Source organism: Halovenus carboxidivorans, from assembly GCF_009831575.1.
GTDB classification, from domain to species: domain Archaea; phylum Halobacteriota; class Halobacteria; order Halobacteriales; family Haloarculaceae; genus Halovenus; species Halovenus carboxidivorans.
Map to the genome: position 1 here is coordinate 227,156 of NZ_WUUT01000003.1, position 23,987 is coordinate 251,142.

The following is a 23,987-nucleotide window of genomic DNA, read 5'->3' on the forward strand; positions in this document are numbered from 1 at the left end:
CCGATCCTGTTAAACGTCGCCCCCGCGCTCGGTACACCTCGATGGCTCTGTGACTGGCCAGCACATCACCGGGAAAGCTTCTTGTGTGATCCGACACAGTAAGACGTATGACATCCCAGTCGCATCCCGACGACGCGACTGACTCCCTCTCGGAGATGCCGCCCAGTGCGAAACTCGTCGTCAAAACGCTGGAACACGAGGGCGAACTAACCCAGCCGCAACTGGCCGAGCAGACGCTGCTCGCCGGCCGCACGGTCCGCTCCGCGCTGTCGACGCTCGAAGACGCCGACCTCGTCACCTCCCGGGGTTCGGTCGTCGACGCGCGCAAGACGCTGTACTCACTCACAGGGGAGGACTGATCCGGTAACCAGCCGCTCACCAACACTTACTACCGGTGGGGGCAGAGAACGACGTATGAGCGACCCGTTTGTCGTCGTCGGCGGCGACGCCGCCGGACTCAGCGCGGCCAGCAAGTGCAAACGCGAGGACCCAGACCGCGATGTCATCGTCTACGAAAAAAGCGAGTGGATCTCATACGCCCACTGCGGTATGCCCTACTACGTCAAGGGGGAGGTGGACTCTATCGGTGACCTGCTCTCGTTGTCGCCCGCGGAGGTCCGCGAGCGCGGCGTCGACCTCCACCGCAACCACGAGGTTGTCGAGGTCGATCCGGAGCGACAGACGGTCTCGGTGGAGGGCGCCGACGGCACGTTCGAGCAACCGTACGACGACCTCCTGATCGCCACGGGAGCGCGCGCGGTGACAGAACCCATCGACGGCACCGATCTCGACGACGTGTTCACGATGCATCACATGCACTCGGCGGCGGCGCTGCGGGCGCTTCTGACACCTCCCGAGGAGGCCGACGACGCGATGTTCGACGCGGGCTACGTCGACCTCAGCGAGCTGTCCGAGTACGTCGAGCGCGACCCGCCGGAGACGGTCGCCGTCGTCGGCGGTGGCTACGTGGGGGTCGAGATGGCCGAGGCCTTCCGCGGCCGCGACCTCGACACGCATCTCTACCAGCGCTCGGATCGGCCCGCCCCGCCCTTCGGCGAGGCGGTCGGTGACGAGATCACCGCGTATCTGGACGACGCGGGCGTCGACCTCCACCTGAACACCGAGGTCGAAGCGCTCGCGGGCGACGGCAGCGTCGAGCGGGTCGTCGCCGACGACGGGGCCGTCGAGGTCGATCTGGTCGTGGTCGGAATCGGCATCCGCCCGAACGCCGAACTCGTGGCGGAAACCGGCGTCGAACTCGGGGGCTCCGGCGCGATTGTCACCGACGAGTACGGCCGGACGGCGGTCGAGGGGATCTACGCCGCCGGTGACTGCGCGGAGAACCGCCACACGGTCACCGGCGAGAACGACTGGGTTCCGCTCGGTCTGACGGCGAACCGGGCGGGCCGCGCCATCGGACAGACGGTTGCGGGCGAGCCCGCGCCGGTGGGTGAGATCGCCGGAACGGCCGTGTTGAAAGCCTTCGACCTGGAATGCGGACGTACCGGTATCATCGACCACGACCGCGCGGAGGCGGCGGGCTTCGATCCCGTCTCGGAGACGATCACCGCCGGTTCGCGGTCGGGCTATTACCCCGGCAACGCCGAGACGACAGTGACGCTGACCGCCGACCGCGAGAGCGGCCGTCTGCTCGGCGGGACCATCGCCGGGGAGGACCGCGCGGCGATCCGGATCGACACCCTGGCGACGGCGCTGCACGAGGCCACTACCGTCGAGGAACTGGAGCGGTTCGACCTCGCGTACGCCCCGCCGTTCAGCCCGGTCTGGGACCCGATCCTCGTGGCGGCGAAAGTGCTCGACGGCACGCTCTCCGCGTGACCGCAGGTGCGTTCAGACCTCGTCGTCTCTCCGCTCCGGCCGCGGCAGCCAGACGCGGACGAATCCACCGTCCCAGTCGCCGTCGAACCGCAACTCGCCGTCCGATTTCGTCACTGCCCAGTACGCGAGCCAGAGACCGATCCCGCTCCCGTGTTCGAGGGAGGTTTCCTCGCTCTCTTCGAGTACGTCGCGCTCGTGGGGCGGGATGCCGGGGCCGTTGTCCCGGATCTCGACCAGCACGCGGTCGTCGACCGCGATACTGACCCACACCGCCGGGCTGTCGCTGGTGTTGTGCTCGAAGGCGTTCTCGACGAGGCTCTCGATCCCGAACTCCACGCCGGAGACCGCGCTCACCACCGCCCGGTCCGGGAACGAGGTGTGGACGGTGTGTTCGGGATACTCCGCCTGATACTCCGCGACGATATCCCGCACCCGCGGAACGAGATCGATCTCGTTCGGTCCCTCCGCGGCGTTGTCCATGATGGTCTCCAGCCGACGGGCCTTCTTCCCGTGGTCGACGAGTCCCTGGGACTTCTCGATGATCTTCGCCGAGGCACGCTCGATCTGCTGTGGGTCCGCTTCCGGGAGGATCTCGGCGTACCCCTGAATGACGTTCATGTCGTTCTGGAGGTTGTGCCTGAGCACGCGGTTCAGTACGCTCAGCCGCCGCTCGCGCTCCCTGATCTCCCGCTCGCGTTCTCTGAGCTGTCGTTCGCGTTCGGCCAGGCTGTCGGCCATCTCGTTGAAGCCGTCGCCGATCTGTCGCCACTCCGTGGCGGCGGTCAGTTCGAGCGTGTGCTCGAAGTTCCCGTCGGTCAACTCCCCGAACCCGTCGAGCAACCGCCTGGTCTGTCGCAGGTTCGTCCGGTACTCGTAGACGCCGAGTCCGAGCACCGAGACGATGACGACGAACAGGCTGCCGAACTGGATGGTCTGCAGGAGGGTCAGCCGGTCGAGGAGGTCGCTACGGTCGCGCTCGATTTCGACGATCCAGCCGCTCTCTTCGGAGCGTGCGCGGCTGGTGAGACTGCGCTGGAACTCCGTGGTGGGACCGGCCATGACAACCTCGCCGCTCTCGGTCGGTTGGATCACCCTGGCGGACTGGTCGGTCGTGTTCAGCGGTGCGAGCGCGCTGAACAGTTGTGCCTCCGTCTCGACGGCGGGATCGTAGACGGTGATCGCGGCCGCCAGCACCCCTGCCTGTGTCCCGTTCTGGACGACCCGAGCAGCCATGACGAGCGTGACCCGGCCGTCCGATTCGACCTCCGGGTCCGCGATGTGGCTCCCCTCGGCCAGGCTCGTCTGGAAGTACGGCTCGTCGGACTCGTCGGTTCCGACGATATCTCCGCGGGATAGCTCGCTCTGCTGGCTGATCCCCCTGATATCTCTGATCGTCCCGTTCGCATCGATAAACAGGGCGGTATCGAACGCGGTGTCGTCGATGACTGACTGGAGATACGGGCCGGAATCGGCGGTGAGATTCGCGGGCGGGACGGAGCTTCTGCTGACCAGCCGGTCCAGTTCACGGTTCAGCGACTCGTCGATCTGGTCGGCCGCCAGTTCCGCCGTCTCGTCGACATCGCGCTGCTCGCGGCTCTCGGTCTGTTGCTGGAAGAGTTCCGTCCCGCCGACGACCGTGACACCGAGGATCAGTGACACGCCGACGAGCACCAGCAGATATCGTGTCAGCAGGCGCATGTCCGAAGATCACGCTCGGCGCTCGTCGCGCCCGTCTTTCCTTCGGCGCTCATGACCGTCGCCGTGCCGCGAGCGCGGTCACGAGGACGGCGGTCACGCCGGCGAGGACGCCGAATCCGGGACCGAGCCCGTCACTGCTCGCCGTGCCGTCCCCTCCGTCGGTCCCGTTCGTCTCCGTGTCCTCTGTCTCGGCGCTCCCTCCGTCGGTGCCGCCCTCGCCGTCTGTCCCGGAGTCGCCGTCGGTCGCGGACCCGTCGCCGGGGTCGGTCTCGGTCCCGCCGGCCTCGGTCACCTCGATTTCGGTGATCCGCTGGTCGTTGACCTGCACCTCGTAGGTGCCGGGCTGGTCGAACGACCGCTCGAAGTCGAACAGCGCCTCGCCGCCTTTGGCGATGACGGACTCTTTGCTGTCGACGACCTCGCCGTTGAGCAGTAGATCCGCCACGTACGTTCCCTCGGTTCCGCCGGTGTTCTCGACGAACACGTTGATAGTGACCGTCTCCTCGACCGTCGCGACGTCGACGTTGACGTTCGAGTCGGTGATCTCGAACTCGGGGCGGGCCGCCGCCGCGGTCCACTCCGAGGCGTGATCGGCGATGGCTCGAACCTGAATCGTCTCCTCCGTCCTGTCGATCACTTCGGTCCGCTGTGGCCGCCAGCGATCCTGTGACTCGTTGAACCGATACATCGTGACGTTGCCCGGGTCCGTGTCTAACTCCTCCAGGCGGCTCCTGTTGATTCGGGTGGTGATCTCGACCCGTTCGGTCTCGTCGGGGCTGAGGTTCGTCTCGACGCTGATGTTTCCGAGTTGTGCGGCGTTCGGCGTGAAGCCAGCGTCGGTCTCCGGCGTGTCCTCGAGCGACTGGTTGCTCGTCTCGATATCGACCGTCACGTCGGTGTTCTCTGCCGGCGTGATGCCGAACTCCTCCGTCTCGAACTCGTCGTCCTCATCGGTATCGGTGTCGTCCGGGACCGCGATGTTGATCGACTCGTTTGCCCGTGCATCCTGCACCGACGCGTCGACCCGGGTGCGGTTCTCCTCGACGGTCACCTCCGCCTCGACTCTGCCGCTGGCGACCGGAACTGTCTCTCTCACCGACGGGTTCTCACCGACGAGCAGCAGCGTCGTCGTCCGAACGCCCGGCCGCTCGGGCGCGAACGTGACCGTCAGCTCTCGCTGTTCGCCGGGAGCGAGTTCGATCGGTAGCTCCGCCCCGACGCGTAACTCCCCGGGCCACTGGCGCAGTTCGGCCCGCCGCAACCGGAGCGGTTCGCCGCCCTCGTTCGCTATCGTTACGGTCCGGGTTGCCGTCTCCCCTTCGGTGATGCTCTCGAACTCGACGGATTCGGGCGTGACGGACAGCTCCGCCGGCTCGGTCTCCTCCTCGCTCTCGTTGCTCCCCGGCGTCTCGATATTGAACGGCGCTCTGATGCTGTTTTCGCCGGGTTCGGTCGCCGGGAGGCCGAGTCGCTCGTCGATCACCTCCGTCCCGGTCTCGTTGACAGTGAACGTGTCGTCGGCGACGACCGCTCGCCCGCCGTCTTCGGTGAGATCCGTCTCGCTGCGCTCGCTTTCGGCGACGAGCCTGAACCGGAACTGATCGCCGGTCAACCCGACCGAGACGAGCAGTTCCCCTTCGAGGGTGAACCTGTCGTTTTCGGGGTCGTACTCACCTTCGAGGCCGTTCGGTGCCGTTATTTCGGCGCCGATGCTCCCGCCGACACCGCTGAAGTCGACATCGGTCGATTCCCAGGTGCCGTCGCTGGCCTCGCCCTCGATGACGATATCGCCCGGTTCGATGTCGATTGTCTGGCCGTCGTCGCCGCCGATCCGAAGCTCTCCGCTTCCGCTCGTCGCGTTGAACTCGGTTGTCCCGTCCTGCTGCGCGGCGGTAGCCTGCGTAGCCTCTGCCGTCGCTACCGGAACCGTTGCCAGCAGACCGACGACGAGCACCGCCGCTGCCGCCGCCCACCAGAACCGCCCCAGGTCGCTCGTGCGCTTTCCCGCTGCCCCGGCGACGCGGCCGTCGTCGCCGGGCACTGGCTGGCCGCTTGTTTGCCGTGTGCTCCCCATTATCCGTGTCTCTGTACTATTTTTGTGCCAACACTTAGTTACTTCGTCGACTTTCCCAAGATATACTGATCGTCTACATTCGGCGCTACCCCCGTTCCGGTCTGAGAGTGGCCACCGGGCTATGCTCCGCCGGCCTCGCCTCCCGCACGGATCTACACAACGTGCTGTAGCGGCCGCCGAGGTTTATTACAGATCCCGCGACCAGCCACCCTGTGTCCGAAACCGCTCACATCGCCACTGGCCGCTCTACGACCGTCTTCGAGGGATCGAGAGCGCAGAAGCGCCACGGCGACATGGTCGTCCCCGTCAAGCCCGACAGCACTAGCTAACTACTAGTGGGTCGGATCTAGACGCCCGGAGCAAATACTTAGGTACTACCACGTGTAGTACTACATATGAGCACGGAGAACGATGTCGACGGGGAGACGACTCGTATCACGCGGAAAGGACAGGTCACCATTCCGAAGAAGTTGCGTGAGGAGTTCGGTCTCGAGGAAGGGGACGAACTGCTTTGGCAAAAAACTGAGGAGGGTATCAAGGTCAGGAAGACGACTCGTTCGGCCGGGCGCGGGATGCTCGTCGACGATGACGTCTCGGCGGAGAAACGAGAAGAGATGGCCGAGGAGATGGAGGCGGAAATACGTTCGAACAGGGAGACGGAGTGGACGCCCGAATGACGCGGTACACTGTCGACGGCGTGGCGATGGCTCGCTATCTCGTCGACCGACTGCCGCCAGCCGCAGACGATGTCTTCCGACGGGCCGAAAAGGGAGTGGATGTGATCGAAGCGCCGACTGTGACTGTGAGCGAGGCGATCTGGACGGCAGTCAACAAGGGAGCGATTGCGGATGTCGAAGTCGACACGACACCGAACGCGGTACTGCGAGGACTCGTAAACGACGGGCCGGTACAGATTGCGCCGACTGACGAACACGATTTGGCAGTCTACGGGAGTCTCATCGACCACCACACGCTCCACGACGCGCTGGTTATTGCGAACCACCGCGTGCGGGGAACGGAAGCAATTGTCACGAGTGACGAAGGATTCGCTGCTGAGGAAACGATCTGGAAATAGAGCTAACCATTTATATCCAATCACGGAACCACACCCCCCATGCCCGAACAGGCCCACGTCATCGCTGGCCGCTGTACGACTATCTTCGAGGGAACGCGCGAACAGGAGCAACACGGCGATGTGCTCGTGCTCGTCAAGCCCGACAACACCGTCTTGGTCCACGACGCCGACGGCTACCAACCGGTCGCGTGGCTCACCAGACCCGATTCTGTCACCGTGACGGGCGACACCGTCGCCGCTCGTGACGGCGACCAGTCGCTCACCGTTACCGTCCACGACGCCCACAGTCACGGCCAACACGACGTGGGCGACGCGGGCCTGCCGGTCGGTCACTGTCCCGACTGCGACGACACACTGCTCCGGTCCGACGGTACCATCTCCTGTCTCGACTGCGAATCCGCCTACCCGATCCCTCGGGATGCCACCGTCCTCGACGAGCAGTGTACCGACTGCGGTCTCCCACAGGTCCAGGTACAACGCGGCTGTTCGCTGGTCTGCTGTCCCGACTGCGATTCGCTGACCGACCGTGTTCGCCGGGCGTTCGACCGCCGGTGGGACTGCCCGGATTGTGAGGGGTCGCTGCGCGTGCTCTACCGCGGCGGGATACTGCTCGGATGCGATCGCTATCCCGACTGCGAGGTCGTGTACTCGTTCCCGACCGGGACACACGACGGGACCTGCGACTGCGGACTCCCCGCGTTCGAGACGCCGACCGGTCGCCGCTGTCTCGACAGCGACTGCCGCGCCGGGGCTACAGACTGACTCCCACGACAGGATCTCAGTCCCGATCCCGGACCGTGAACACGGGCACGTCTGCCGTCCGGACGACCTTCTCCGTGACGCTCCCGAGGAGATACCGGTCGATCCCGCTTCGCCCTCGCGTCCCCATGACGATCATATCCGTCTCGTCGGCGTACTCCAGGATCCTCTTGTGCGGATCTCCCTCCTCGACGTGTGTCTCGGTCACGACGGCGGCGTCGCTGGCCGCCGACTCGATCTCCTCGACCACCGCTCGCCCGCTCTCTCGGAGATCGTCGACCGAGCGCGAACCCGTCGCCCCCAGGTCCTGATAGTTCGTGTTCGCGACAAACAGCACGTGTAACGTCGAATCGAAGGCCTCGGCCTGATTTATGGCGTGCTCGAAGGCGGACTCGGCGGCCTCGCTCCCGTCGGTCGGAAACAGGATGTCGTCGTACATAGGGATCTGGATCCGCCACGGACACTAAAATCTGTCCACTATTACAGAATTTACGGAAACAATTGTATTGGTGTGAGTGGAATAGTTGTGTAATCGGACGGTATGGGTGTCACGGCGGTATCCACCACCTCTATGCCCGTCGGCCGCAAACTTCGGGTATGCGAATCGAATTCGACCGCGACACCTGCATCGGGATGTTCCAGTGCACCGCGGAGTGGGAGGCGTTCGAGCGCGACGAGGACGACGGCAAGGCGGACTTGGCAGACAGCGAGGAGGCGAGCGAGGATCTCTTCGTCCGAGAGGTGCCCGATGGTGAGGAACTGGACGCGAAATTCGCCGCCCGGAGCTGTCCGGTCGACGCGATCGCCGTCTACGACGACGACGGCGAGCAGATCGTCTGATTACTCGAACTCGCCTTCGCGCACGTCGCGCTCGGGCCGGGAAGCCATCGTGATCCGGTTGCGCGGGAAGAAATGCGCGAGGTCGGTCGTCGTCACGATGCCGACCGGCTCGCCGTCTTCGGTCACCGGGAGCTTCTTGACGGCGTTGTGGCCCATCCGCTCGCCGGCGACGTAGACGGGTTCGTTCGGCCGGACCGTCACCACGGGATCCGTCATGATCTCCTCGACGGCCGTCGAGTCGAGGTCGAGTCCCTCACTGACTGCTCCGACGACGTCGGTCTCCGTAACGATCCCCTCGATAATCTCGTCGCCGACGACCAGCGAACCGATGCTCTTCTCCCGAAGCACCTGTGCGGCCTCGGTGATCGTCGTGTCGCTGGTGACTGTCGCGACGGGTGAACTCATGATCTCCTCGACCGGAGTCTCTTTCTCCGACATAGCTGACCTTTCGGCGCGATCCATCTTTAATTCCGGTGCCCCTCCTCGACCCCGGCCCGAGATCAGACCCGGACCACGACCACCGGGCGGTCGGCCGCGGCGAGCAGCTCCCGGACGGTCGATCCGGGCGGGTCGCCGGCGGTCTCGGGATCGCCGCGGTTGGCGCCGACGACGATCTCGTCGACATCGTACTCCTCGGCGGCGTCTCTGAGGACAGCGCTAACAGAGGTGCCGTCCCCGTTCTGCTCTATGATTTCGACGGTTGGCTCGACGAGTCGCGTCCGCGCGACGTTTCCGGCGTCGCCCGCGTCCCGTTCGGAGACCGGTCCCTCCGGTACCGCGCAGATGAGGACGGTATCACCGGTGTCGAGGCGCGGGCCGAGATAATCGCAGGCCGCCGCCGTCGTGTGTACCGAGTCCGTCCCGACGAGGACTGTCGTCATAGCTCGGGATCAGGCGGCCGCGACAATATAGCTGCGGTCCGCACCGGCGTAACGTCGATGAACGCGCGGTCCTGACACCCGACGATGAGCGATCCCGTCCGCGGCGACGTGCCCGAGGTCGAAGACGGCCCGGAGTACGACCTGAACTTCCGGGCGAACCCCGAGCGATACCGCTACACCAGCGACGAGCGCGGCGCGTTCAAGATCGAACCGTACAAGAGTGAACTGTTCCCCGAGTGGACGATCAGCGACCTCGACAGCGCGAACTCCGGCGCGGAGGCGATCTACGACCGCTACTGCGAGTACCGCGAGGCCGAGGATTTCGTCGGGATGGACATGGCCCGGAAGTATCTCCAGATGGGCTGGACCCGAGCGATGCGGTACGCGAAGTATCCGGGCGGACGGAAGTACGAAGACGACGACGGCGACCGCGTCGAACGCGACCCCCAGCGGTGGTACGACGAGGAGAAACGCGAGATCGCGCTCATCTACAAGGAGTATCTCGACAGCGTCCGCGAGGACGACGCCTACGGGCGGGCGAAAACTCACCTGCGCCGCGAGGAGTGAGTCAGTCGACGATGCCGTATCCGCGCCGGAACAGCCAGACGTCGAGCGCGATCACGAACGCCGTGAAGCCGCTCAGCACCGCAAGCGCCATCGTCGGCCCCACGTCGGAGTACCCGAGGAAGCCGTACCGAACGCCGTTGACCATGTAGACCATCGGGTTCGTCAGCGAGAGCGCCCGATAGATCGTCGGCAACACGTCGAGCGAGTAGAAGACCCCGCCGAAGAAGACCAGCGGCCGGACGATGAACTGGTTCATCACCGTCAGGTAGTCGAAATCCCGCGCCCACAGGCCGCCGATGATGCCGAGGCCGGCAAACAGCGTCGAGATGACGAGCATGAAGGCGACGAGATACAGCGGCTCCGCGATCGCAATCGAGCGGTCAGTCACCGTCACGAAGACCAGTCCGATCGCCGCGATGATCGACCCGACCAGCACGCCCCGGATCGCGGAGGCGATGACGTAGGCCGCGACGAACATCCAGTTCGACAGCGGCGAGATGATGACCGTCTCGATGTACTCGTTCCAGCGGCCGTGAAAGATCGAAAACGAGGCGTTCTCGAAGGCGTTCGAGATCGTACCGAGCACGATCAGCCCCGGCAGCAGGAAGACGATGTAATCGAAGCCGGCGATCTGATCGATCCGGCCCCCGAGGATGACGCCGAACACCGCGAAGTACAGCACGTTCGTGATCATCGGCGGGAGGAAGGTGTTTCGCGGGCGACGGATAAAGCGGAGCACTTCCCGGCGGAGCAGGGCCCGGAACCCGGTCAGCCCCCCCGCTCGATCGCCGGTCTCGGCGGCCGTCGTCGCCTCGGTCCCGAGCAGTTCGATCCCGTCAGCCCGGCCGGTCCCGCCGTCTGTCCGCGTCGAATCGCCAGCACTGTCCGTCTCGTGGTCGCTCATGCCTGTCCCTCCGCGGTCCGTGTCATGTCGACGAAGACCTCTTCGAGCGATGCCCGACGGATGTCGAGATCCGTCACCGTGTACCCCTCCGCTTCCAGTTCTCGAAGCACGTCCGGAACGAGCCCGCTGCCACCGCGTGCGGTCACCAGCAGGCGGTCGCCGTCCATGCGTGCGGAGACGACCCCGTCCCGGTCGATCTGTGGCGCGGTCGCCGGCGGATCGCCGAGTCCGATATCCAGCGTGTCGGTGCCGCGCTGGGTGAGTTCGTCCGGCGTCGCCACCTCGACTTTCCGCCCCTGGTCGAGAATCGCGACCCGGTCACAGAGCCGTTCGGCCTCCTCGATGTAGTGGGTCGTGAGCAGGATGGTCGTCCCGGCGGCGTTCATCTTCTCGATGATCTCCCAGAGGTCGTGCCGGAGTTGCACGTCGACTCCGGCTGTCGGCTCGTCGAGGATGAGCAGTTCCGGCCCGGAGACCAGCGCACGGGCGAGCATGAACCGGCGTTTCATCCCGCCGGATAGCTGGTGGAACCGAGCGTCGGCCTTGTCGGCGATGTCGACCATCTCAAGCGCCTCGCGAGCCCGCTCCCGTGCGGTCGCGCGGTCGAAGCCGTGATAGCCGGCCTTGTGTTCGAGCACCTCCTGAATCGGGAAAAAGCGGTCGACGTTGTACTCCTGTGGCGCCAGCCCGATCCGGTCCCGGACCTCGCGGTAGTCCTCGACCACGTCGTAGCCGAACACAGATGCTTCGCCGCCGCTCGCGCGGACCAGCCCGACCAGCACGTTGATGAAGGTGGTCTTGCCAGCGCCGTTCGGCCCGAGCAGACCGAAGAACTCGCCTTCCTCGACCGACAGCGAGAGGCCATCCAGCGCCTGCACGTCGCCGTACGACTTCTCTAATCCCCGTACGTCGATGGCCGCAGTCATTACCCGAAAGGAGACGGTTCGTGCGGTTAAGGGCGTTGCACTGGGCCGAAAATGGTCGGTCGTGCGAACGGTTACTCGGCGTCGCCGGTCAGAATCTCGACGTCGCCCTCGCGCTCGTCGTTCAGGAACTCGGGGTCACCCCCGCGAGACTGGATATCGACGGCCGCGCCCACCGCACTCGCGTACGCATCGTCGATTGTCTCGGCGGCGTCACTGTCGTCGAGATCCAACAGCTCCCGGGCAATCGCGTCCTTCGTTTCCATCTGTGAGTGACACAGGGGCTGCATGGTCTCTCGTTCGGCTTCCAGACCCCTATTGGTTGCGCCGCTCACTCCAGCAGGGTCTCCCCGGTCATCTCCGCGGGTTTCTCGACGCCGAGCAGGCGAAGGATCGTCGGCGCGAGGTCGGCGAGGGTGCCGTCGCCCCGGATCTGCTCGCCGCCGTCGGTGCCGTCTGGGGCCCGGTAGAACACGGGGACGGGGTTGGTGGTGTGTGCGGTGTGGGGTTCCTCCGCCGTGCCCATCTCGTCGGCGTTGCCGTGGTCGGCCGTGACGAGGGCGTGAGCGCCCGCCTCGGAGACGGCGTCGAGCAACCGCGAGAGATTCGCGTCGACGGCCTCAACCGCGGCGACGGCGGCCTCGAAGTCGCCGGTGTGGCCGACCATATCCGGGTTAGCGTAGTTGAGCACGACCACGTCCGGGTCCTCGGTCTCGATGTACGAGACGGCCTGATCGGTCACCGCCTCGGCGCTCATCTCCGGTTGTTGATCGTACGTAGCCACGTCGGGGCTGGGAACGATCTCCCGGAGTTCGCCGTCGAACTCGACCTCCCGGCCGCCGTTGAGGAAGTAGGTGACGTGGGGGTACTTCTCGGTTTCCGCGATCCGGAGTTGTGTGAGACCGTGCTCGGCAAGCACCGCGCCGAGGGTGTTCTCGGGGCGGGTCGGCGGGAAAGCGACGGGGAGATCGAACGTCTCGTCGTACTGGGTCATCGTCACCAGTTCGATCTCCGGCGGCGTCGTCTCGAAGGGCCACTCGGGGTCGATATCGGCGAGCATCCGCGTCAACTGCCGCGCGCGGTCCGACCGGAAGTTGACGAAGACGGCGGCGTCGCCGTCACTCAGCGCCGGGCCGCCGTCGATCAGCGTCGGTTCGATGAACTCGTCTGTCGTTTCGCGGTCGTACGACTCGGTCGCCGCGGCGGGCGCGGACGCGGCGCTGTACTCGGCCTCCCGAGAGACGATAGCGTCGTAGGCCCGCTTCGTGCGCTCCCAGTTCTCGTCGCGATCCATCGCGTAGTACCGCCCGGAGACGGTGGCGACGTGGCCGGTCCCCTGTTCTGCGGCGTGTGCCTCGAGCGTTTCGAGATAGCCCTTCCCGGATTTCGGGGCGGTATCGCGGCCGTCGGTGAACGCGTGGGTGACGGCCTCGACCCCCCGGTCGGCGGCGAGTTCGATCAGCGCGTGGAGGTGTGACTGGTAGGAGTGGACGCCGCCGTCGCTGACGAGTCCGAGCAGGTGGAGCCGACCGCCGGACTGCTCGACGTGATCGAGCGCGCCGGCAATCGCGTCGTTGTCGTCCAGCGGCGGGTCCGCGGGCTCGTCGAACGCGGTCTCCTCGCCGCGCCAGCGGTCGATTGCGTCGGTGATCCGGGCCGACTCCTGGACGAGCACCCGGCCCGCGCCGATGTTGAGGTGGCCGACCTCGCTGTTGCCCATCTGTCCCTCGGGGAGACCGACCCGACGGCCGGAGGTTTCGAGCGTTCCGCTCGCGGCCCGCTCGCCCAGTCGGTCGACGGTCGGCGTCTCCGCCGCGGCGACGGCGTCGCGGGCCTGCTCGTCCGGGTTCAGCCCCCAGCCGTCGAGAATCACGAGTCCAACCTTCATACAGGTCGCTCGGGACGGCCGCCTACGACGTTTTCGGAACGCGTCCGTCCCGTTCGCGGGGCTGCCTGTCGGACTGAACACCGGAGTTATGTACTCGCGGTGAGTGGACTCGCATATGTCATCGCAACTGCTCTCCGAGGACTTCGCAGAGAACATCGTCACGACCGCACGGACGGCGACGGGCGATAGCCTCCGCTCTGTGACCTACTTCACCCGCTCGGATTTCGATCAGTTGTATCTGCGCGATGATCTCGAACAGGACGCCGATCTGAACACCTTCGTCGGCCACGAGTGGCGCGGCTACCGCGAGACCCAGAACGCCTACCAGGAATCCGAACTCGGCCAGTGCAAGTTCACCGTCCGTTCCTTCGAGAACGGCTACCTGCTCAGAGTCGCCGAGGACCGCCGGGGCGTCTTGATAACCACCGACGGTCTCTCGATGCAGAGCTACGAGGAGATTGCGGAGGCACTGAAACGGATGCTGCAGGACGCCGACGACGAAGAGGCGTAACCGCACTCCCCGACCGGCGTTTTGGCGCTTCTGAAGGCAGACCTGCGTCGACGTTCGCGTACTCGGTTCGTCCCGCCCGCACGCGCTGACTCCTTCGACCGTTCCACCCAGATGCCAAGAGGTTTACTGACACTCTCCGTAGGAGTAGATAGTGGCACAGCCCCTCCGATTCCGGTACTCGCCTCACGCCTGGAGCGACTCGCAGGTCCGTTCCGAGATCCTGCAGCCGCTCCGCTCGAACATCGGCGCGCGGTCGGTCTCGCCGCGGTTCGACATCAACGGGCCGTGGGAGACATATCGCTTCGAGATGGACAACGGCGACCTCGCGCTGTTCGCGACCGACGAGGAGGCGTACTGGATGGGTAACACCGAGACGCCGCAATCGCTGTGGCGGACTGACAAGATCGACTGGGAGGCCGCTCCCTATCCGGTCGCGCGGTGGGCACAGCGCGAACTGCTGGATACGCTGCACGAGCGGGACCCGTGGCTCGAATCCTACCCGTATCTCTCCTGGTTTTTCCTCCCGGTTTTCATGTCGAAAGACGGGCGCGGGTCGACCCAGGGGTTCTTCCGAAAGCACGCCGCCGGGTTTCCCGAGACGGGATGGCGAGAGGCGCTGGCGTTTTTCGAGGAGTTTCTCTCGACGGGCGTCCTCGACGAGTACCGCTATCTGATGGCGGGCAAACTCGGCACCAGCCCGGAGGTCGATCACACTCGGATGGCCGCGGCGATGGCCGAGTTCATCGCCGCGAAACTGCTGACGGAGGCGGGCTACGAGATCACCCCCGAGATCGAGGTGACGACCGGGCACTCGCTGGATTTCCGGGCGACGGACGAGACGACGAACGTGCTCGTCGAGGTGACCCGACCGGTCAGCCCCGAGGACCGGCAGGCGGCGGCCGTCGCGGCGGTCCGCGAGACGGCCGCGACGAAAACCAGCGGCCAACTCGCGGAACACGGCGGCGGCGCCGTCCTGTTCGTCGACTGCTCGAACTTCCGTCGGGTACAGTGGGAACGCGTCCGAGAGGAACAACCCTCTGTCGGCCACCGCCCGGCGGTCGTCTACCGTGCCCGCCCCTCCGGACACGTCGAGGGATACGCCGAGGGGCGGCTTCCGCTCGAACTCGACGACGCGATGGAGTTCCGCTGAGAGAGAGCGAGCGAAACCATCTTGGGCTCGCTGTCGCATTCGTATGACAGATGGTCTCCGCGATAGCCGCGTTGCTCTGGGTGATGATCGCCAGCGGCGGGGCGCTCTGTGCGCTCGGCTACGCCAGCGTCCGGTGGTGGGACGAACCGGGATCGACCCTGTTTGGCCTGTACGTCGGCCTGTGGGGTGCGCTGCCGATCATCGACAGCGGGGCCAACGCGCTGTTCGGCGTGGCGGGCCTCTCGGGGCTGCTGTGGGTCGTGACGGTCGTCCCGTGGTTCCTGTTCACCCTGCAGTACACGGGCCGGCAGTTCGGCCGGCGTAGCTGGGCGGCCCTGCTCGTCCCCGCGGTCGGGATCGGGCCGTGGCTCTGGTCGCTATCGGTCGCGTCGCCTGTCCCGGCCTTCGAGGCCGTCGGCATCCTCGTCTTCGTCTACTACGCCGCGGTGGCGACCGTCGGCGCGTTGCTCGTGCTCCAGGCGGCCAACAGGTACGGACATCTCTCGCTGTCACAGGGGGCGCTGCTGGCCCTGGTCGGCGTGATCCCGACCGTGACGATGAACACCTTCGGCGTCCTGGCCCGGCAGTTCGGCGACGCGGTCCTCTTTTCGATCTACGCCGGCGGCCTGCTCAGTAGCTGTCTCGCCGCGGGACTCGCGCTGTTCTGGGACGACGTCTTCGACTCGACGCCGGCGGCGGGGACGGTCGGCGAGCGGGCGGTCATCCGCGAGACTGACGACCTCGTCCTCATCACCGACGACGAGGGCGACCTGGTCGTCCACAACGAGGCCGCAGCGTCGGTCCTGCCGGCGATCGACGCGGCGGCGGTCGGACGCCCCGTCGAGAACGCACTCGGTATCGCCGTCGAGGAACTGGCGGCGGCCGAGACCGTCGAACTGCAGACGACAGCGGGCCGTCGCCAGTTCGACCCGCAGGTGACGGGCCTGACCGACCAGCACGACCGCCGGATCGGATCGATGCTCAGCCTGCGCGATATCACCGACCGGGAGATCCGCCGCCAGCGACTCGCGGTCCTGAACCGCATCGTCCGCCACAACCTCCGCAACCAGGCGAGTGTCATCAAGGCGAACACCGAGGCAGTCGCGGACGAACTGACCGAGGACCGACTCCTCGACCGACTCGACACCGCGGCCGACTCCGTGGACTCGCTGACCGCGCTCAGCCGCAAGGCCAAGACGGTCGAGGCGGTGCTCAGCGAGGGCGGCGAGACGACGGCCGTCGAACTCCGGGCGCTGCTCGCGGACATCGTCGCCGACAGCGCCCGGCGGTGGCCGGAGGCGACGGTCACCGTCGAGGAGTGTCCGGAGGGGGTCGTCGAGACCGACCGCCGGGCGCTGGAGTTCGTGCTCGCGAATCTCGTCGAGAACGCCGTCGAACACGCCGATACCGACTCCCCGACCGTCGAGTTGCGCGCCGAGATCGACCCCGAAGCGTCGTATCCGGTCGAGATCACTGTCGCTGACGACGGTCCCGGGATTCCCGATCAAGAGGTCGATGTCCTCGAAGCGGGGACGGAAACACAGCTCAAACACGGGACCGGGATCGGTCTCTGGGTGACGAACTGGACGGTCAGGGAACTCGGCGGCGAACTCTCCTTTCCCCGGCGTGGACCGGACGGGAGTACGGTCGCGGTTCGGTTGCCGGACCGGCCGACTTCGACGACGGCGCAGGCGGGTTCGGAGGCGTGATTCGCGGTCCGGCGACCACCTAAAAAACCGCCGTAAGCGCAGTCCGCGGAATTATGTACCGGCTCGAACAAAGCCCGGGTATGCGAGACGTATATCTCGTCGGGGCAGGACAGACCCCGTTCGGCTCGTTCCCCGAACGGAGCTACCGCGACCTGTTCGCGGAAGCGTACCAGAACGCACGGGAGAGCGTCGACAGCCCGCCGGACCCGGAGGAGATCGACGAGGCAGTCGTCGGTTCGCTGGGCGTCGGCGGCCGGCAACTCGGCCTGTCGGGACCGGCAGTCACCGAACACGTCGGCCTGCACAACGTCACCTGCTCGCGGATCGAAAACGCCTGTGCGGCGGGCGGGTTCGCCGTTCGACAGGCGATTCAGGCGGTCAAAAGCGGCATGGCCGATGTCGTCCTCGCGGGCGGCTACGAGGTGATGACCGACATGTCCAGCGACGCGACGAAGTACTGGCTCGGCGTCAGCGGGGAAACCGAGTGGGAACGACTCACCGGCACCACCTTCGCGGGCGTGTACGCACAGATGGCCAGCGCCTACCTCGACCAGTACGAGGCGACGACGGAGGATCTCTCCCGCGTCGCGGTGAAAAACCACGGCAACGGCGCGAAGAACCCGAAGGCCCACCTCGGGTTCTCCTGCTCGCTCGAGGACGCGGTCAACGCGCCCGACGTGGCCGCGCCGCTGAACCTCTATCACTGCTGTCCGACCTCCGACGGCGCGGCGGCGGCGCTGTTCGTCAGCGAGGATGTCGTCGACCAGTACAGCGACGAACGAATCCGCGTCGCCGGCTCCGGCGGCGCGAGCGACCACGTCGGCCTCGCCGAGCGGGACAGCTACACCTCGCTGTCGGCGACGAAAGCCGCCGCCGAGTCCGCCTACGAGGGGGCGGCGGTCGGTCCCGACGACCTGGATTTCGCCGAGGTACACGACTGTTTCGCAATCGCCGAGCTGGTCGCCTACGAGGATCTCGGCTTCTGTGAGGAGGGGCAGGCCCACACGCTGCTCCGGGAGGGGCGAACCGACCCGGACGGCGATCTGCCGGTCAACACCTCCGGCGGACTGAAATCGAAGGGCCATCCCATCGGCGCGACCGGGACCGGCCAGGTCGTCGAGGTGTTCGACCAACTCACCGGCAACGCCGGCGAGCGACAACTGGACGATCCGACGCTCGGGTTGACCCACAACGTCGGCGGGAGCGGCGGGGCGACAGCGATCCACATCTTCGAGCAGGAGGTGGCGCGATGACGGGCATCGACCAGATCGGGACCTACGTCCCGCGGTACGCGCTGGCCGCCGAGGCCGTCGAGGAGGCCTGGGGACAGTTCCACGGCGCGGGGATCGAACACACGGCCGTCCCCGGCGGCGACGAGGACACGCTGACGATGGCCTACGAGGCCGCGACGAACGCCATCGAGGCTGGCGACCTCGACCACACCGCGTTCGAGAGCCTGCTCGTTGCGACGACGACCCCGCCGCTGGAGGAGGAACCGATGGGCGCTCGGCTCCGGAGCACGCTCGGTCTCGACGACTCGATCCGGACGCGACAGCTCACCGGGAGCACGCGTGCGGGTGTCGAGGCGCTCGTGACCGCCGCGGAACGGTCCGGGCCGACCCTGGTCGTCGCCAGCGACAGCCCCCGCGGTGCGCCCGACAGCGACCTCGAACAGGCCGGCGGGGCGGGTGCGGTCGCTCTCGTCGTCACCGACGACGGCACCGCCGAGATGACCGACCACGCGGCCCGCGTCGACGCCGTTCCGGGGACGCGGTTCCGGCCCGCCGGATCGGACGAGAGCGACGGCCTCGGAATCGCGACCTACGACCGAAACGCCTACACCTCGGCGGTCGGCGGCGTCGCTGCCGATCTCGATACCGATCCCAGTGAGTTCGCGGCCGTCGCGTTGCAGGCCCCGAACGGCAAACTCCCGTACCGGGCGGCCGGCGCTCTCGGCGTCGAGACGGAGACCATCGCGGCGGGAACCAACGTCTCCGAGATCGGTGACACCGGCGCTGCGAGTCCGCTGTTCGGGCTGGCGACGGCACAGTCGGCGGCCTCGACGCTCGTCGTCGGGTACGGCTCCGGTGACGCCGCTGCCGTCGCAATCGAGGGGTCGATCCCGGTTGCGACGAATCCACACGACGGGATCGTTCCCGAGGACCGACGCTCGCTGAACTACGGCGAGTACCTCCGAATGCGCGGGGAGATCACGACGGGCGAACCCGAGGGGGGCGGTGCATACGTCAGCGTCCCGAGCTGGAAACGCACCATGCCCCAGCGCCACCGACTCGTCGCCGGCCGGTGCACAGAGTGTGGCACGCTCGCCTTCCCGCCGGAGGGTGCCTGTACCGACTGCGGGACTTTCGAGTCCTACGAGTCGGTCGAACTGCCGGGGACGGGGACGGTCGAGGCGGCGACGGAGATCGGTGCCGGCGGCGCGCCCCCGGAGTTCGTCGAACAGCAGGCCAAAAGCGGTGCCTACACCAGCGCCGTCGTCGCGCTTGACGGTCCCGACGGGGGATCGGTCTCGATTCCGGCACAGGTCCTCGGCGACGGGGAGACGACCGTCGGCGACCGCGTGACCGCGACGATTCGGCGGATCTACACCCAAGAGGACGTGATCCGCTACGGCTTCAAGATGCGACCGCTGGCGGAGGACTGACCGCTCGGGTCGTTCCGGCTCGCTGGTCGCTTTTCGAACTGATTTTGTCCGCCAGCACCGTACCAGCGGGTATGGCAGAATCAACCGAACTCGAAACCGAGACGGAGCACACGCCCGAAGAGGCCGCGGAGCTGTTCCGCGATCTCGCCGACGAGATCGAATCCGGTGAAGACATCACCGTCACCGGGAACAACGCCGAGATCACCGTTCCCGGAACCGTCGAGAAGATCGACTCCGAACTCGAAGTCGAACACGAGATCCGCGGCGAGTACGACCAGGTGATGCTCGAACTCGAACTCGACTGGACGATCATTCCCGACGAAGACGACGATCACTCCGAGGAGTAAGCGCCCTCCCGTTCGAGCCGCGCCCGCCGGCGGACGATCCGCGGCGTGTGACAGCGGCCCGGTTCGCCGGTCGCCTGCGGGACTGTACAGTTGTTACAGCTCTCACAGAGTGCTCGCTTCCCCGCCAACAGTCGCGCGGGCAGGCGTGGTTCGGCGTAGAATGGCCGCCCGAGACCGACGAGGTCGGCGGCTGGCTCCGGACCACCCAACACTGCCTCGCAGTGCTCGCGCTCGCGGAGCCCACCCTCACAGAGCACCGGCACGTCGACTCGCTCCCGCACCCGCCGACAGAGGTCGGCGTTCCAGCCCGGTTCGGCCGGAAACTGTCGGGCCTGCAGGCGGTTGAGAAGCGAGACCGCCCGCGCCCGCAGTCGACTCCCGAAGACGGCGGCGTACTCCGACCGGAGTTCCTCGGCGGCCCACGCCCGGTCCGGGTAGGCTCCGCGGATGAGGCTCATATCCCAGTAGACCGAACACTCGACGGGGACGAGCGCGTCGTAGCCGGCCTCTGCGAGTCGCTCGGCAATCGTCACCGCGTCGTCGCGGTCGAGTCGGGTCCGGACGAACGGCGGGGCCGCCGTCTCGGCCGGGACTTTCGTCACGAGCGGAATCGCCCCGGCGTGTTCGCGGACCGCGTCCCGGACCGCGAGCAGGAAGCGAACGCCGTCGGCGAACTCGTCGTCGCGGTCGTTGTAGTACGGGGAGAGAAACTGCTGGATGATTCCCATGTTCGCCCCCGAGAGGTGGATCCCGTCGTACCCCGCGTCGGCGGCGTAGCCCGCCGCACGGCCGAACGCCTCCGCGAGGTCGTACACCTCCGCCGTCGAGAGCACGTCCGGGTCGAGGTCGATCAGCCCCGCCCGGTCCGCGGCCCGGAGTTGTACCGGCGGCTCCGAGACGGCGAGTTGGCCCTCCTCGGGGTTCCGTGTCCGGTACTCGCTGTGCCAGAGGCTCATACTCCGCAGTCCCCCGTGGGCCAACTGGATGAAGATCCGCGAGCCGTGGTCGTGAATCCGGTCGGTCAGCGCCGAGAGCCGGTCGACGAACGCGGGGTCGTGGACCCGCGTCATGTTCGGTGCGGCACAGCCACCGCTTTCGGTGACGATACTCGCGCCCTGGAATATCAGCCCCGCACCCGACTCGGCGGCCGGTTCGAGTTCGTCGATGTACGTCTCGACGGCGTCCGGCCCGTTGCCGGCGCATTCGAGCAACGGGGCGCGATACAGCCGGTTTCGCAGTTCGACACCGCCGATCTCGATTGGCTCCGTCAGCGTCGCGTCCGCTGGATCGGTGGCACGTTTCTCCCTCCCTGTCATGGCGATCACCGCTCGACGACGAGTAGTGTGACGCGTTCGCGTATCAGGTCGCTGATCGTCCCGTCGGTCGCGGCCAGTTCCCGCTCGGTGACGTCGAAATACGAGCGCAACTGCTCGTCAGCGGCCGAACCGAGCGTCACTCCCGGTTCGAGTTCGCCCCGAAGCGCCTCGGCAGCGGCCCGCTCGGCGTCGGTTTCGGGGCGATCGTCGCTCCCGGTCGCGTCGCCGCGCCACTCGTGGCTGTCGAGGTCGACGACGACTGCCGCGAGTGGGCAGTCGCCGGCCGAGACGCCCATCTCCAGCGCCCGGTTGATCTGGCGACGACCCGCCGCGTACAGCAGGATTTCGACGCCGGGATCGTCCGCAATCGTCTCGCCGCGTTCGATGGCCCGGGCCGCGTGATCGACGGCCCGGCGGAGGTGGGCGGCGTCGGCGACGTAGCGGGCGTCGAACCCCTGTACGACGACGCCGTGCTCGTCACCGATCTCACCGATTCGTTCGACGAACTCCTCGACGGCCTCGATGTTTGCGTGGCCTTCGACGATCTGCATCAGAAATCACCCAGATTCGCCTGGTCGTCCGAGTCCGCGCTCCCGTCGCCGCCGTCGGTCGTCGTGACCTCTGCGGAGCCGACATCGGGGTCCGGTTCGACTCCGTCCATCGACGGATCGCGGTGGCCAGCGTTTTCGAGGATGTTTTCGGCGGTTTTCTCCCGACCGCGCAGCGCGGCCAGCACCGTCGACTTGTCGGCCTCCCGCAACGCCGCTCGGTCCTCGATCCCGGCGTCGTAGAGCCGCCGTGCTCGCTTGCGGCCGACGCCGCGAACGCCCGCCAGATCGACCAACTCGGCGCGGACGCCGTGTTCGACCCGAAGGCGGGCCTCGCGGATCTCCCCGCCGAGGCCGAGTCCGAGTTCGCTCGACAGCGACTCTGCCGCGCCGAGCAGCCACTGTGCGGTGTCGACTTTCCCGCGGATGTCTCCCGGTCCGATGCCGTACCGCTCGGTGATCTCGGACTCGTCGAGTTCGCTCGCCCAGTCCTCCAGCAGGCGGGCGGTCTTCAGCGCCGACAGCCAGTCCTCGAACTCGTCGTTGAACTCCGAGGGAGCCCGCCCGAGCAGTTCGCTCTCGCGCTCGTGAGCGAGCATCGTGTACTCCTCCTCGTCGCCCGACCGGAGGTAGAGTTCGTACATATCCGGCGTCCGGCAGACCAGGTGGTAGAGTCCGAGCGGCGTCGGATCGCCGTCTTCGAGACCGTCGATGATCTCCGCGGCGCTCATCGGGTCGAGATAGAGCCGCGAGACGGTGTGGCCGAGATTCGTCGCCGCCAGGCCGTCCCCGTCGCGCTCGAGGAAGTCGTTGACCTCCAGGTACGCGATCACGTCGTCGACGACCTGTTCGAGGCGGGCGCGGTCGGCCGTCTGTGCGGCGTACAGCGTTCCGTCGAGAAAGTCGAGCAGCCCCTCGCGCGAGCGGGCGAACCCGGAGGCCACGGTCGCGAGAATGTGCGTCCGGAGGGCGGGTTCGGCGGCGAGTTTCGACCGGACCGGCTCGGGGTCGGCCCAGACGTACCGCTCGAACAATTCGTCGAGTTCGTCGTGCCCCGAGGCCAGCAGCACGGCCTCGCCGTAGGGATCCCGGCCCGGCCTGCCCGCTCGGCCCATCATCTGGTGGACCTCCAGCACGGACAGCGGCTGCATCCCGCCCGCCGTGCCGTCGTATCGCCGCCAGTCCCGGACGACGACCCGCCGCGAAGGGGTGTTGACACCGGCCGCCAGCGTCGGCGTCGCCGAGACGACCTTGACGAGGCGGTCGCGGAAGGCGTCCTCGACGAGCGTGCGGTGATCCCGGGAGAGGCCGGCGTGGTGGAAAGCCGCTCCCTTCTCGACGGCCTCGGCCAGATCCTCGCTCGTGTCGGTATCGCTCACGCCGCGGATCTCCTCCGCAATCTCGGCCAGTTCGGCTCGCTCCTCGTCGGTCAGCGCGTCGTCGGTCGTCGTCGCGAGCCGACGAGCCGAGGCCTCGGCGTTTCGCCGCGAGTTGACGAACACGAGCGTCGACCCGTCGTCTTCCAGCGTGTCCCGCACGATTGCGGCGGTCTGTTCCTCGCTGTTTCGCACGGGCAACCGCTGTTGGCTCCCGTCTTCGAGATGTAACGCCTCGCCGTAGTGGACGCCTTTCTTGAGTTCGATCGGCCGCCACTCCGAGTCGACCAGTTCGGCGTCGAGCCAGCCGGCGAGTTCGTCGGCGTTGCCGATGGTCGCGGACAGCGCGACCGTCTGGAGGTCGGGGTTCAGCGACCGGAGTTTGGCCAGCGTCACTTCGAGCGTGGGGCCGCGCTCGCCGTCGTCGACCAGATGCACCTCGTCGGTGACGACACAGGAGAGGTCGTCGAGCCACTTGGCGTCGTTGCGAACGAGCGAGTCGACCTTCTCGCTGGTGGCGACGATGATATCCTTCCCCGACAGCCAGCCCCCGTCGGACTCGTAGTTACCGGTCGTGACGCCGACGTCGAGACCGTACTGCTCGAACTCGGCGAACTCCTCGTGTTTCTCGCTCGCGAGCGCGCGCAAGGGAACGATGTACAGCGCCGTCCCGCCGCGGTCGACCGCGGCGGCCATCGCCAGCGTCGCGATCAGCGTCTTCCCGCTCGCAGTCGGAATCGAGGCGACGAGATTCTCGCCCTCGGTGACACCGGCGTCGACGGCCTCGGCCTGCGGAGGGTACAGCGACTCGATCCCGTCGGCTTCGAGGTGGTCGCGGAGCCAGGACGGGATCGACGGAATCTCCGAAGTATCCATTACCGGTATCTGGGGCGTGCTCGGCTTTTAAGCTTCGCGTC

Annotated in this window: 25 protein-coding genes; 13 read left to right on the forward strand and 12 right to left on the reverse strand. The window is 66.8% G+C overall.

Annotated features, from left to right (window positions below; translation table 11 throughout):
• Nucleotides 1–107: 107 nt before the first annotated feature.
• Both GRX03_RS09135 and GRX03_RS09140 read left to right on the forward strand, forming a co-directional pair.
• Nucleotides 108–359 carry a helix-turn-helix domain-containing protein gene (locus GRX03_RS09135; protein ID WP_159763897.1) on the forward strand — a complete coding sequence of 84 codons (252 nt, stop codon included), beginning with the start codon at nt 108–110 and terminating at the stop codon, nt 357–359.
• Nucleotides 360–414: 55 nt separating this feature from the next.
• Nucleotides 415–1,839 carry an FAD-dependent oxidoreductase gene (locus GRX03_RS09140; RefSeq protein ID WP_159763898.1) on the forward strand — a complete coding sequence of 475 codons (1,425 nt, stop codon included), beginning with the start codon at nt 415–417 and terminating at the stop codon, nt 1,837–1,839.
• A gap of 12 nt (nt 1,840–1,851) precedes the next feature.
• Here GRX03_RS09140 and GRX03_RS09145 read toward each other — a convergent pair whose 3' ends face one another.
• Together GRX03_RS09145 and GRX03_RS09150 are read right to left on the reverse strand one after the other, a co-directional pair.
• Nucleotides 1,852–3,537 (reverse strand): ATP-binding protein, encoded by a 1,686-nt coding sequence (locus GRX03_RS09145; RefSeq protein WP_159763899.1) that lies wholly within the window; start codon nt 3,535–3,537, stop codon nt 1,852–1,854.
• Nucleotides 3,538–3,586: 49 nt separating this feature from the next.
• The gene (locus GRX03_RS09150; protein WP_159763900.1) at nt 3,587–5,611 is read right to left on the reverse strand and encodes a hypothetical protein; all 2,025 of its coding nucleotides are present in this window, start codon (nt 5,609–5,611) and stop codon (nt 3,587–3,589) included.
• A 395-nt stretch (nt 5,612–6,006) separates the two neighbouring features.
• Between GRX03_RS09150 and GRX03_RS09155 the strand changes: the two genes are divergently transcribed.
• Genes GRX03_RS09155 through GRX03_RS09165 form a run of 3 tightly spaced genes read left to right on the forward strand, consistent with a single transcriptional unit; the run spans nt 6,007 to nt 7,448 of the window.
• Complete coding sequence (locus GRX03_RS09155; RefSeq protein ID WP_159763901.1) at nt 6,007–6,288, forward strand: AbrB/MazE/SpoVT family DNA-binding domain-containing protein; 282 nt, start codon at nt 6,007–6,009, stop codon at nt 6,286–6,288.
• Nucleotides 6,285–6,686, forward strand: a complete 402-nt coding sequence (locus tag GRX03_RS09160) for a hypothetical protein (RefSeq protein WP_159763902.1) — start codon at nt 6,285–6,287, stop codon at nt 6,684–6,686. Before GRX03_RS09155 ends, GRX03_RS09160 begins: the two co-directional genes overlap by 4 nt.
• A 39-nt stretch (nt 6,687–6,725) precedes the next feature.
• Nucleotides 6,726–7,448, forward strand: a complete 723-nt coding sequence (locus tag GRX03_RS09165) for an endonuclease NucS domain-containing protein (RefSeq protein ID WP_159763903.1) — start codon at nt 6,726–6,728, stop codon at nt 7,446–7,448.
• 16 nt (nt 7,449–7,464) lie between these two features.
• Here GRX03_RS09165 and GRX03_RS09170 read toward each other — a convergent pair whose 3' ends face one another.
• Complete coding sequence (locus GRX03_RS09170; RefSeq protein ID WP_159763904.1) at nt 7,465–7,884, reverse strand: universal stress protein; 420 nt, start codon at nt 7,882–7,884, stop codon at nt 7,465–7,467.
• Between the two features lie 158 nt (nt 7,885–8,042).
• Here GRX03_RS09170 and GRX03_RS09175 point away from each other — a divergent pair, with 158 nt between their 5' ends.
• Nucleotides 8,043–8,285 carry a ferredoxin gene (locus GRX03_RS09175; protein ID WP_159763905.1) on the forward strand — a complete coding sequence of 81 codons (243 nt, stop codon included), beginning with the start codon at nt 8,043–8,045 and terminating at the stop codon, nt 8,283–8,285.
• Here the strand turns inward: GRX03_RS09175 and GRX03_RS09180 are convergent, their stop codons facing one another.
• Nucleotides 8,286–8,723, reverse strand: coding sequence for a CBS domain-containing protein (locus GRX03_RS09180; RefSeq protein WP_159763906.1), 438 nt, complete (start codon nt 8,721–8,723; stop codon nt 8,286–8,288).
• Nucleotides 8,724–8,785: 62 nt separating this feature from the next.
• Nucleotides 8,786–9,166, reverse strand: a complete 381-nt coding sequence (locus tag GRX03_RS09185) for a universal stress protein (RefSeq protein ID WP_159763907.1) — start codon at nt 9,164–9,166, stop codon at nt 8,786–8,788.
• 84 nt (nt 9,167–9,250) lie between these two features.
• Between GRX03_RS09185 and GRX03_RS09190 the strand changes: the two genes are divergently transcribed.
• Nucleotides 9,251–9,733: a DUF4385 family protein gene (locus tag GRX03_RS09190; RefSeq protein WP_159763908.1), complete on the forward strand. Its 483-nt coding sequence runs from the start codon at nt 9,251–9,253 to the stop codon at nt 9,731–9,733.
• Between the two features lies 1 nt (nt 9,734).
• Here GRX03_RS09190 and GRX03_RS09195 read toward each other — a convergent pair whose 3' ends face one another.
• The 4 genes from GRX03_RS09195 to gpmI form a co-directional block, all read right to left on the reverse strand.
• The gene (locus GRX03_RS09195) at nt 9,735–10,637 is read right to left on the reverse strand and encodes an ABC transporter permease (protein WP_159763909.1); all 903 of its coding nucleotides are present in this window, start codon (nt 10,635–10,637) and stop codon (nt 9,735–9,737) included.
• Nucleotides 10,634–11,563 (reverse strand): ABC transporter ATP-binding protein, encoded by a 930-nt coding sequence (locus GRX03_RS09200; protein WP_159763910.1) that lies wholly within the window; start codon nt 11,561–11,563, stop codon nt 10,634–10,636. Before GRX03_RS09200 ends, GRX03_RS09195 begins: the two co-directional genes overlap by 4 nt.
• Nucleotides 11,564–11,634: 71 nt before the next feature.
• On the reverse strand, nt 11,635–11,826 hold the full coding sequence (locus GRX03_RS09205; RefSeq protein WP_159763911.1) for a hypothetical protein: 192 nt from the start codon (nt 11,824–11,826) through the stop codon (nt 11,635–11,637).
• A 65-nt stretch (nt 11,827–11,891) separates the two neighbouring features.
• Nucleotides 11,892–13,448, reverse strand: coding sequence for a 2,3-bisphosphoglycerate-independent phosphoglycerate mutase (gene gpmI / locus GRX03_RS09210; protein WP_159763912.1), 1,557 nt, complete (start codon nt 13,446–13,448; stop codon nt 11,892–11,894).
• Between the two features lie 115 nt (nt 13,449–13,563).
• On the opposite strand from gpmI, the gene GRX03_RS09215 reads away from it, so the two are divergent.
• The 6 genes from GRX03_RS09215 (at nt 13,564) to GRX03_RS09240 (ending at nt 19,830) form a co-directional block, all read left to right on the forward strand.
• Complete coding sequence (locus GRX03_RS09215; protein ID WP_159763913.1) at nt 13,564–13,959, forward strand: DUF7522 family protein; 396 nt, start codon at nt 13,564–13,566, stop codon at nt 13,957–13,959.
• A 151-nt stretch (nt 13,960–14,110) separates the two neighbouring features.
• On the forward strand, nt 14,111–15,109 hold the full coding sequence (locus GRX03_RS09220; RefSeq protein ID WP_368278247.1) for a DUF5784 family protein: 999 nt from the start codon (nt 14,111–14,113) through the stop codon (nt 15,107–15,109).
• Between the two features lie 50 nt (nt 15,110–15,159).
• Nucleotides 15,160–16,818 (forward strand): sensor histidine kinase, encoded by a 1,659-nt coding sequence (locus GRX03_RS09225; protein ID WP_159763914.1) that lies wholly within the window; start codon nt 15,160–15,162, stop codon nt 16,816–16,818.
• An 80-nt stretch (nt 16,819–16,898) separates the two neighbouring features.
• Nucleotides 16,899–18,071, forward strand: coding sequence for a thiolase domain-containing protein (locus GRX03_RS09230; protein ID WP_159763915.1), 1,173 nt, complete (start codon nt 16,899–16,901; stop codon nt 18,069–18,071).
• On the forward strand, nt 18,068–19,483 hold the full coding sequence (locus tag GRX03_RS09235; RefSeq protein WP_159763916.1) for a zinc ribbon domain-containing protein: 1,416 nt from the start codon (nt 18,068–18,070) through the stop codon (nt 19,481–19,483). The genes GRX03_RS09230 and GRX03_RS09235 overlap by 4 nt, the downstream gene beginning before the upstream one ends.
• 71 nt (nt 19,484–19,554) lie before the next feature.
• Entirely contained in the window at nt 19,555–19,830 is a 276-nt protein-coding gene (locus GRX03_RS09240; RefSeq protein ID WP_159763917.1) for an amphi-Trp domain-containing protein, read from the forward strand.
• Here GRX03_RS09240 and GRX03_RS09245 read toward each other — a convergent pair.
• From GRX03_RS09245 to GRX03_RS09255, 3 genes are read right to left on the reverse strand one after another with little or no spacing between them, the layout of a single operon-like run.
• Complete coding sequence (locus tag GRX03_RS09245) at nt 19,815–21,146, reverse strand: oxidoreductase (RefSeq protein WP_159763918.1); 1,332 nt, start codon at nt 21,144–21,146, stop codon at nt 19,815–19,817. The two genes, GRX03_RS09240 and GRX03_RS09245, sit on opposite strands and share 16 nt — an antisense overlap.
• A 5-nt stretch (nt 21,147–21,151) precedes the next feature.
• The gene (gene cgi121 / locus GRX03_RS09250; RefSeq protein WP_159763919.1) at nt 21,152–21,697 is read right to left on the reverse strand and encodes a KEOPS complex subunit Cgi121; all 546 of its coding nucleotides are present in this window, start codon (nt 21,695–21,697) and stop codon (nt 21,152–21,154) included.
• Entirely contained in the window at nt 21,697–23,946 is a 2,250-nt protein-coding gene (locus GRX03_RS09255; RefSeq protein ID WP_159763920.1) for an ATP-dependent DNA helicase, read from the reverse strand. Before GRX03_RS09255 ends, cgi121 begins: the two co-directional genes overlap by 1 nt.
• Nucleotides 23,947–23,987: the final 41 nt, after the last annotated feature.

Coding starts and splice junctions, on each gene's coding strand:
- GRX03_RS09135 (WP_159763897.1), top strand. CDS start 108: ATGACATCCCAGTCGCATCCCGACGACGCGACTGACTCCCTCTCGGAG.
- GRX03_RS09140 (WP_159763898.1), top strand. CDS start 415: ATGAGCGACCCGTTTGTCGTCGTCGGCGGCGACGCCGCCGGACTCAGC.
- GRX03_RS09145 (WP_159763899.1), bottom strand. CDS start 3,537: ATGCGCCTGCTGACACGATATCTGCTGGTGCTCGTCGGCGTGTCACTG.
- GRX03_RS09150 (WP_159763900.1), bottom strand. CDS start 5,611: ATGGGGAGCACACGGCAAACAAGCGGCCAGCCAGTGCCCGGCGACGAC.
- GRX03_RS09155 (WP_159763901.1), top strand. CDS start 6,007: ATGAGCACGGAGAACGATGTCGACGGGGAGACGACTCGTATCACGCGG.
- GRX03_RS09160 (WP_159763902.1), top strand. CDS start 6,285: ATGACGCGGTACACTGTCGACGGCGTGGCGATGGCTCGCTATCTCGTC.
- GRX03_RS09165 (WP_159763903.1), top strand. CDS start 6,726: ATGCCCGAACAGGCCCACGTCATCGCTGGCCGCTGTACGACTATCTTC.
- GRX03_RS09170 (WP_159763904.1), bottom strand. CDS start 7,884: ATGTACGACGACATCCTGTTTCCGACCGACGGGAGCGAGGCCGCCGAG.
- GRX03_RS09175 (WP_159763905.1), top strand. CDS start 8,043: ATGCGAATCGAATTCGACCGCGACACCTGCATCGGGATGTTCCAGTGC.
- GRX03_RS09180 (WP_159763906.1), bottom strand. CDS start 8,723: ATGTCGGAGAAAGAGACTCCGGTCGAGGAGATCATGAGTTCACCCGTC.
- GRX03_RS09185 (WP_159763907.1), bottom strand. CDS start 9,166: ATGACGACAGTCCTCGTCGGGACGGACTCGGTACACACGACGGCGGCG.
- GRX03_RS09190 (WP_159763908.1), top strand. CDS start 9,251: ATGAGCGATCCCGTCCGCGGCGACGTGCCCGAGGTCGAAGACGGCCCG.
- GRX03_RS09195 (WP_159763909.1), bottom strand. CDS start 10,637: ATGAGCGACCACGAGACGGACAGTGCTGGCGATTCGACGCGGACAGAC.
- GRX03_RS09200 (WP_159763910.1), bottom strand. CDS start 11,563: ATGACTGCGGCCATCGACGTACGGGGATTAGAGAAGTCGTACGGCGAC.
- GRX03_RS09205 (WP_159763911.1), bottom strand. CDS start 11,826: ATGGAAACGAAGGACGCGATTGCCCGGGAGCTGTTGGATCTCGACGAC.
- gpmI (WP_159763912.1), bottom strand. CDS start 13,448: ATGAAGGTTGGACTCGTGATTCTCGACGGCTGGGGGCTGAACCCGGAC.
- GRX03_RS09215 (WP_159763913.1), top strand. CDS start 13,564: ATGTCATCGCAACTGCTCTCCGAGGACTTCGCAGAGAACATCGTCACG.
- GRX03_RS09225 (WP_159763914.1), top strand. CDS start 15,160: ATGGTCTCCGCGATAGCCGCGTTGCTCTGGGTGATGATCGCCAGCGGC.
- GRX03_RS09230 (WP_159763915.1), top strand. CDS start 16,899: ATGCGAGACGTATATCTCGTCGGGGCAGGACAGACCCCGTTCGGCTCG.
- GRX03_RS09235 (WP_159763916.1), top strand. CDS start 18,068: ATGACGGGCATCGACCAGATCGGGACCTACGTCCCGCGGTACGCGCTG.
- GRX03_RS09240 (WP_159763917.1), top strand. CDS start 19,555: ATGGCAGAATCAACCGAACTCGAAACCGAGACGGAGCACACGCCCGAA.
- GRX03_RS09245 (WP_159763918.1), bottom strand. CDS start 21,146: ATGACAGGGAGGGAGAAACGTGCCACCGATCCAGCGGACGCGACGCTG.
- cgi121 (WP_159763919.1), bottom strand. CDS start 21,697: ATGCAGATCGTCGAAGGCCACGCAAACATCGAGGCCGTCGAGGAGTTC.
- GRX03_RS09255 (WP_159763920.1), bottom strand. CDS start 23,946: ATGGATACTTCGGAGATTCCGTCGATCCCGTCCTGGCTCCGCGACCAC.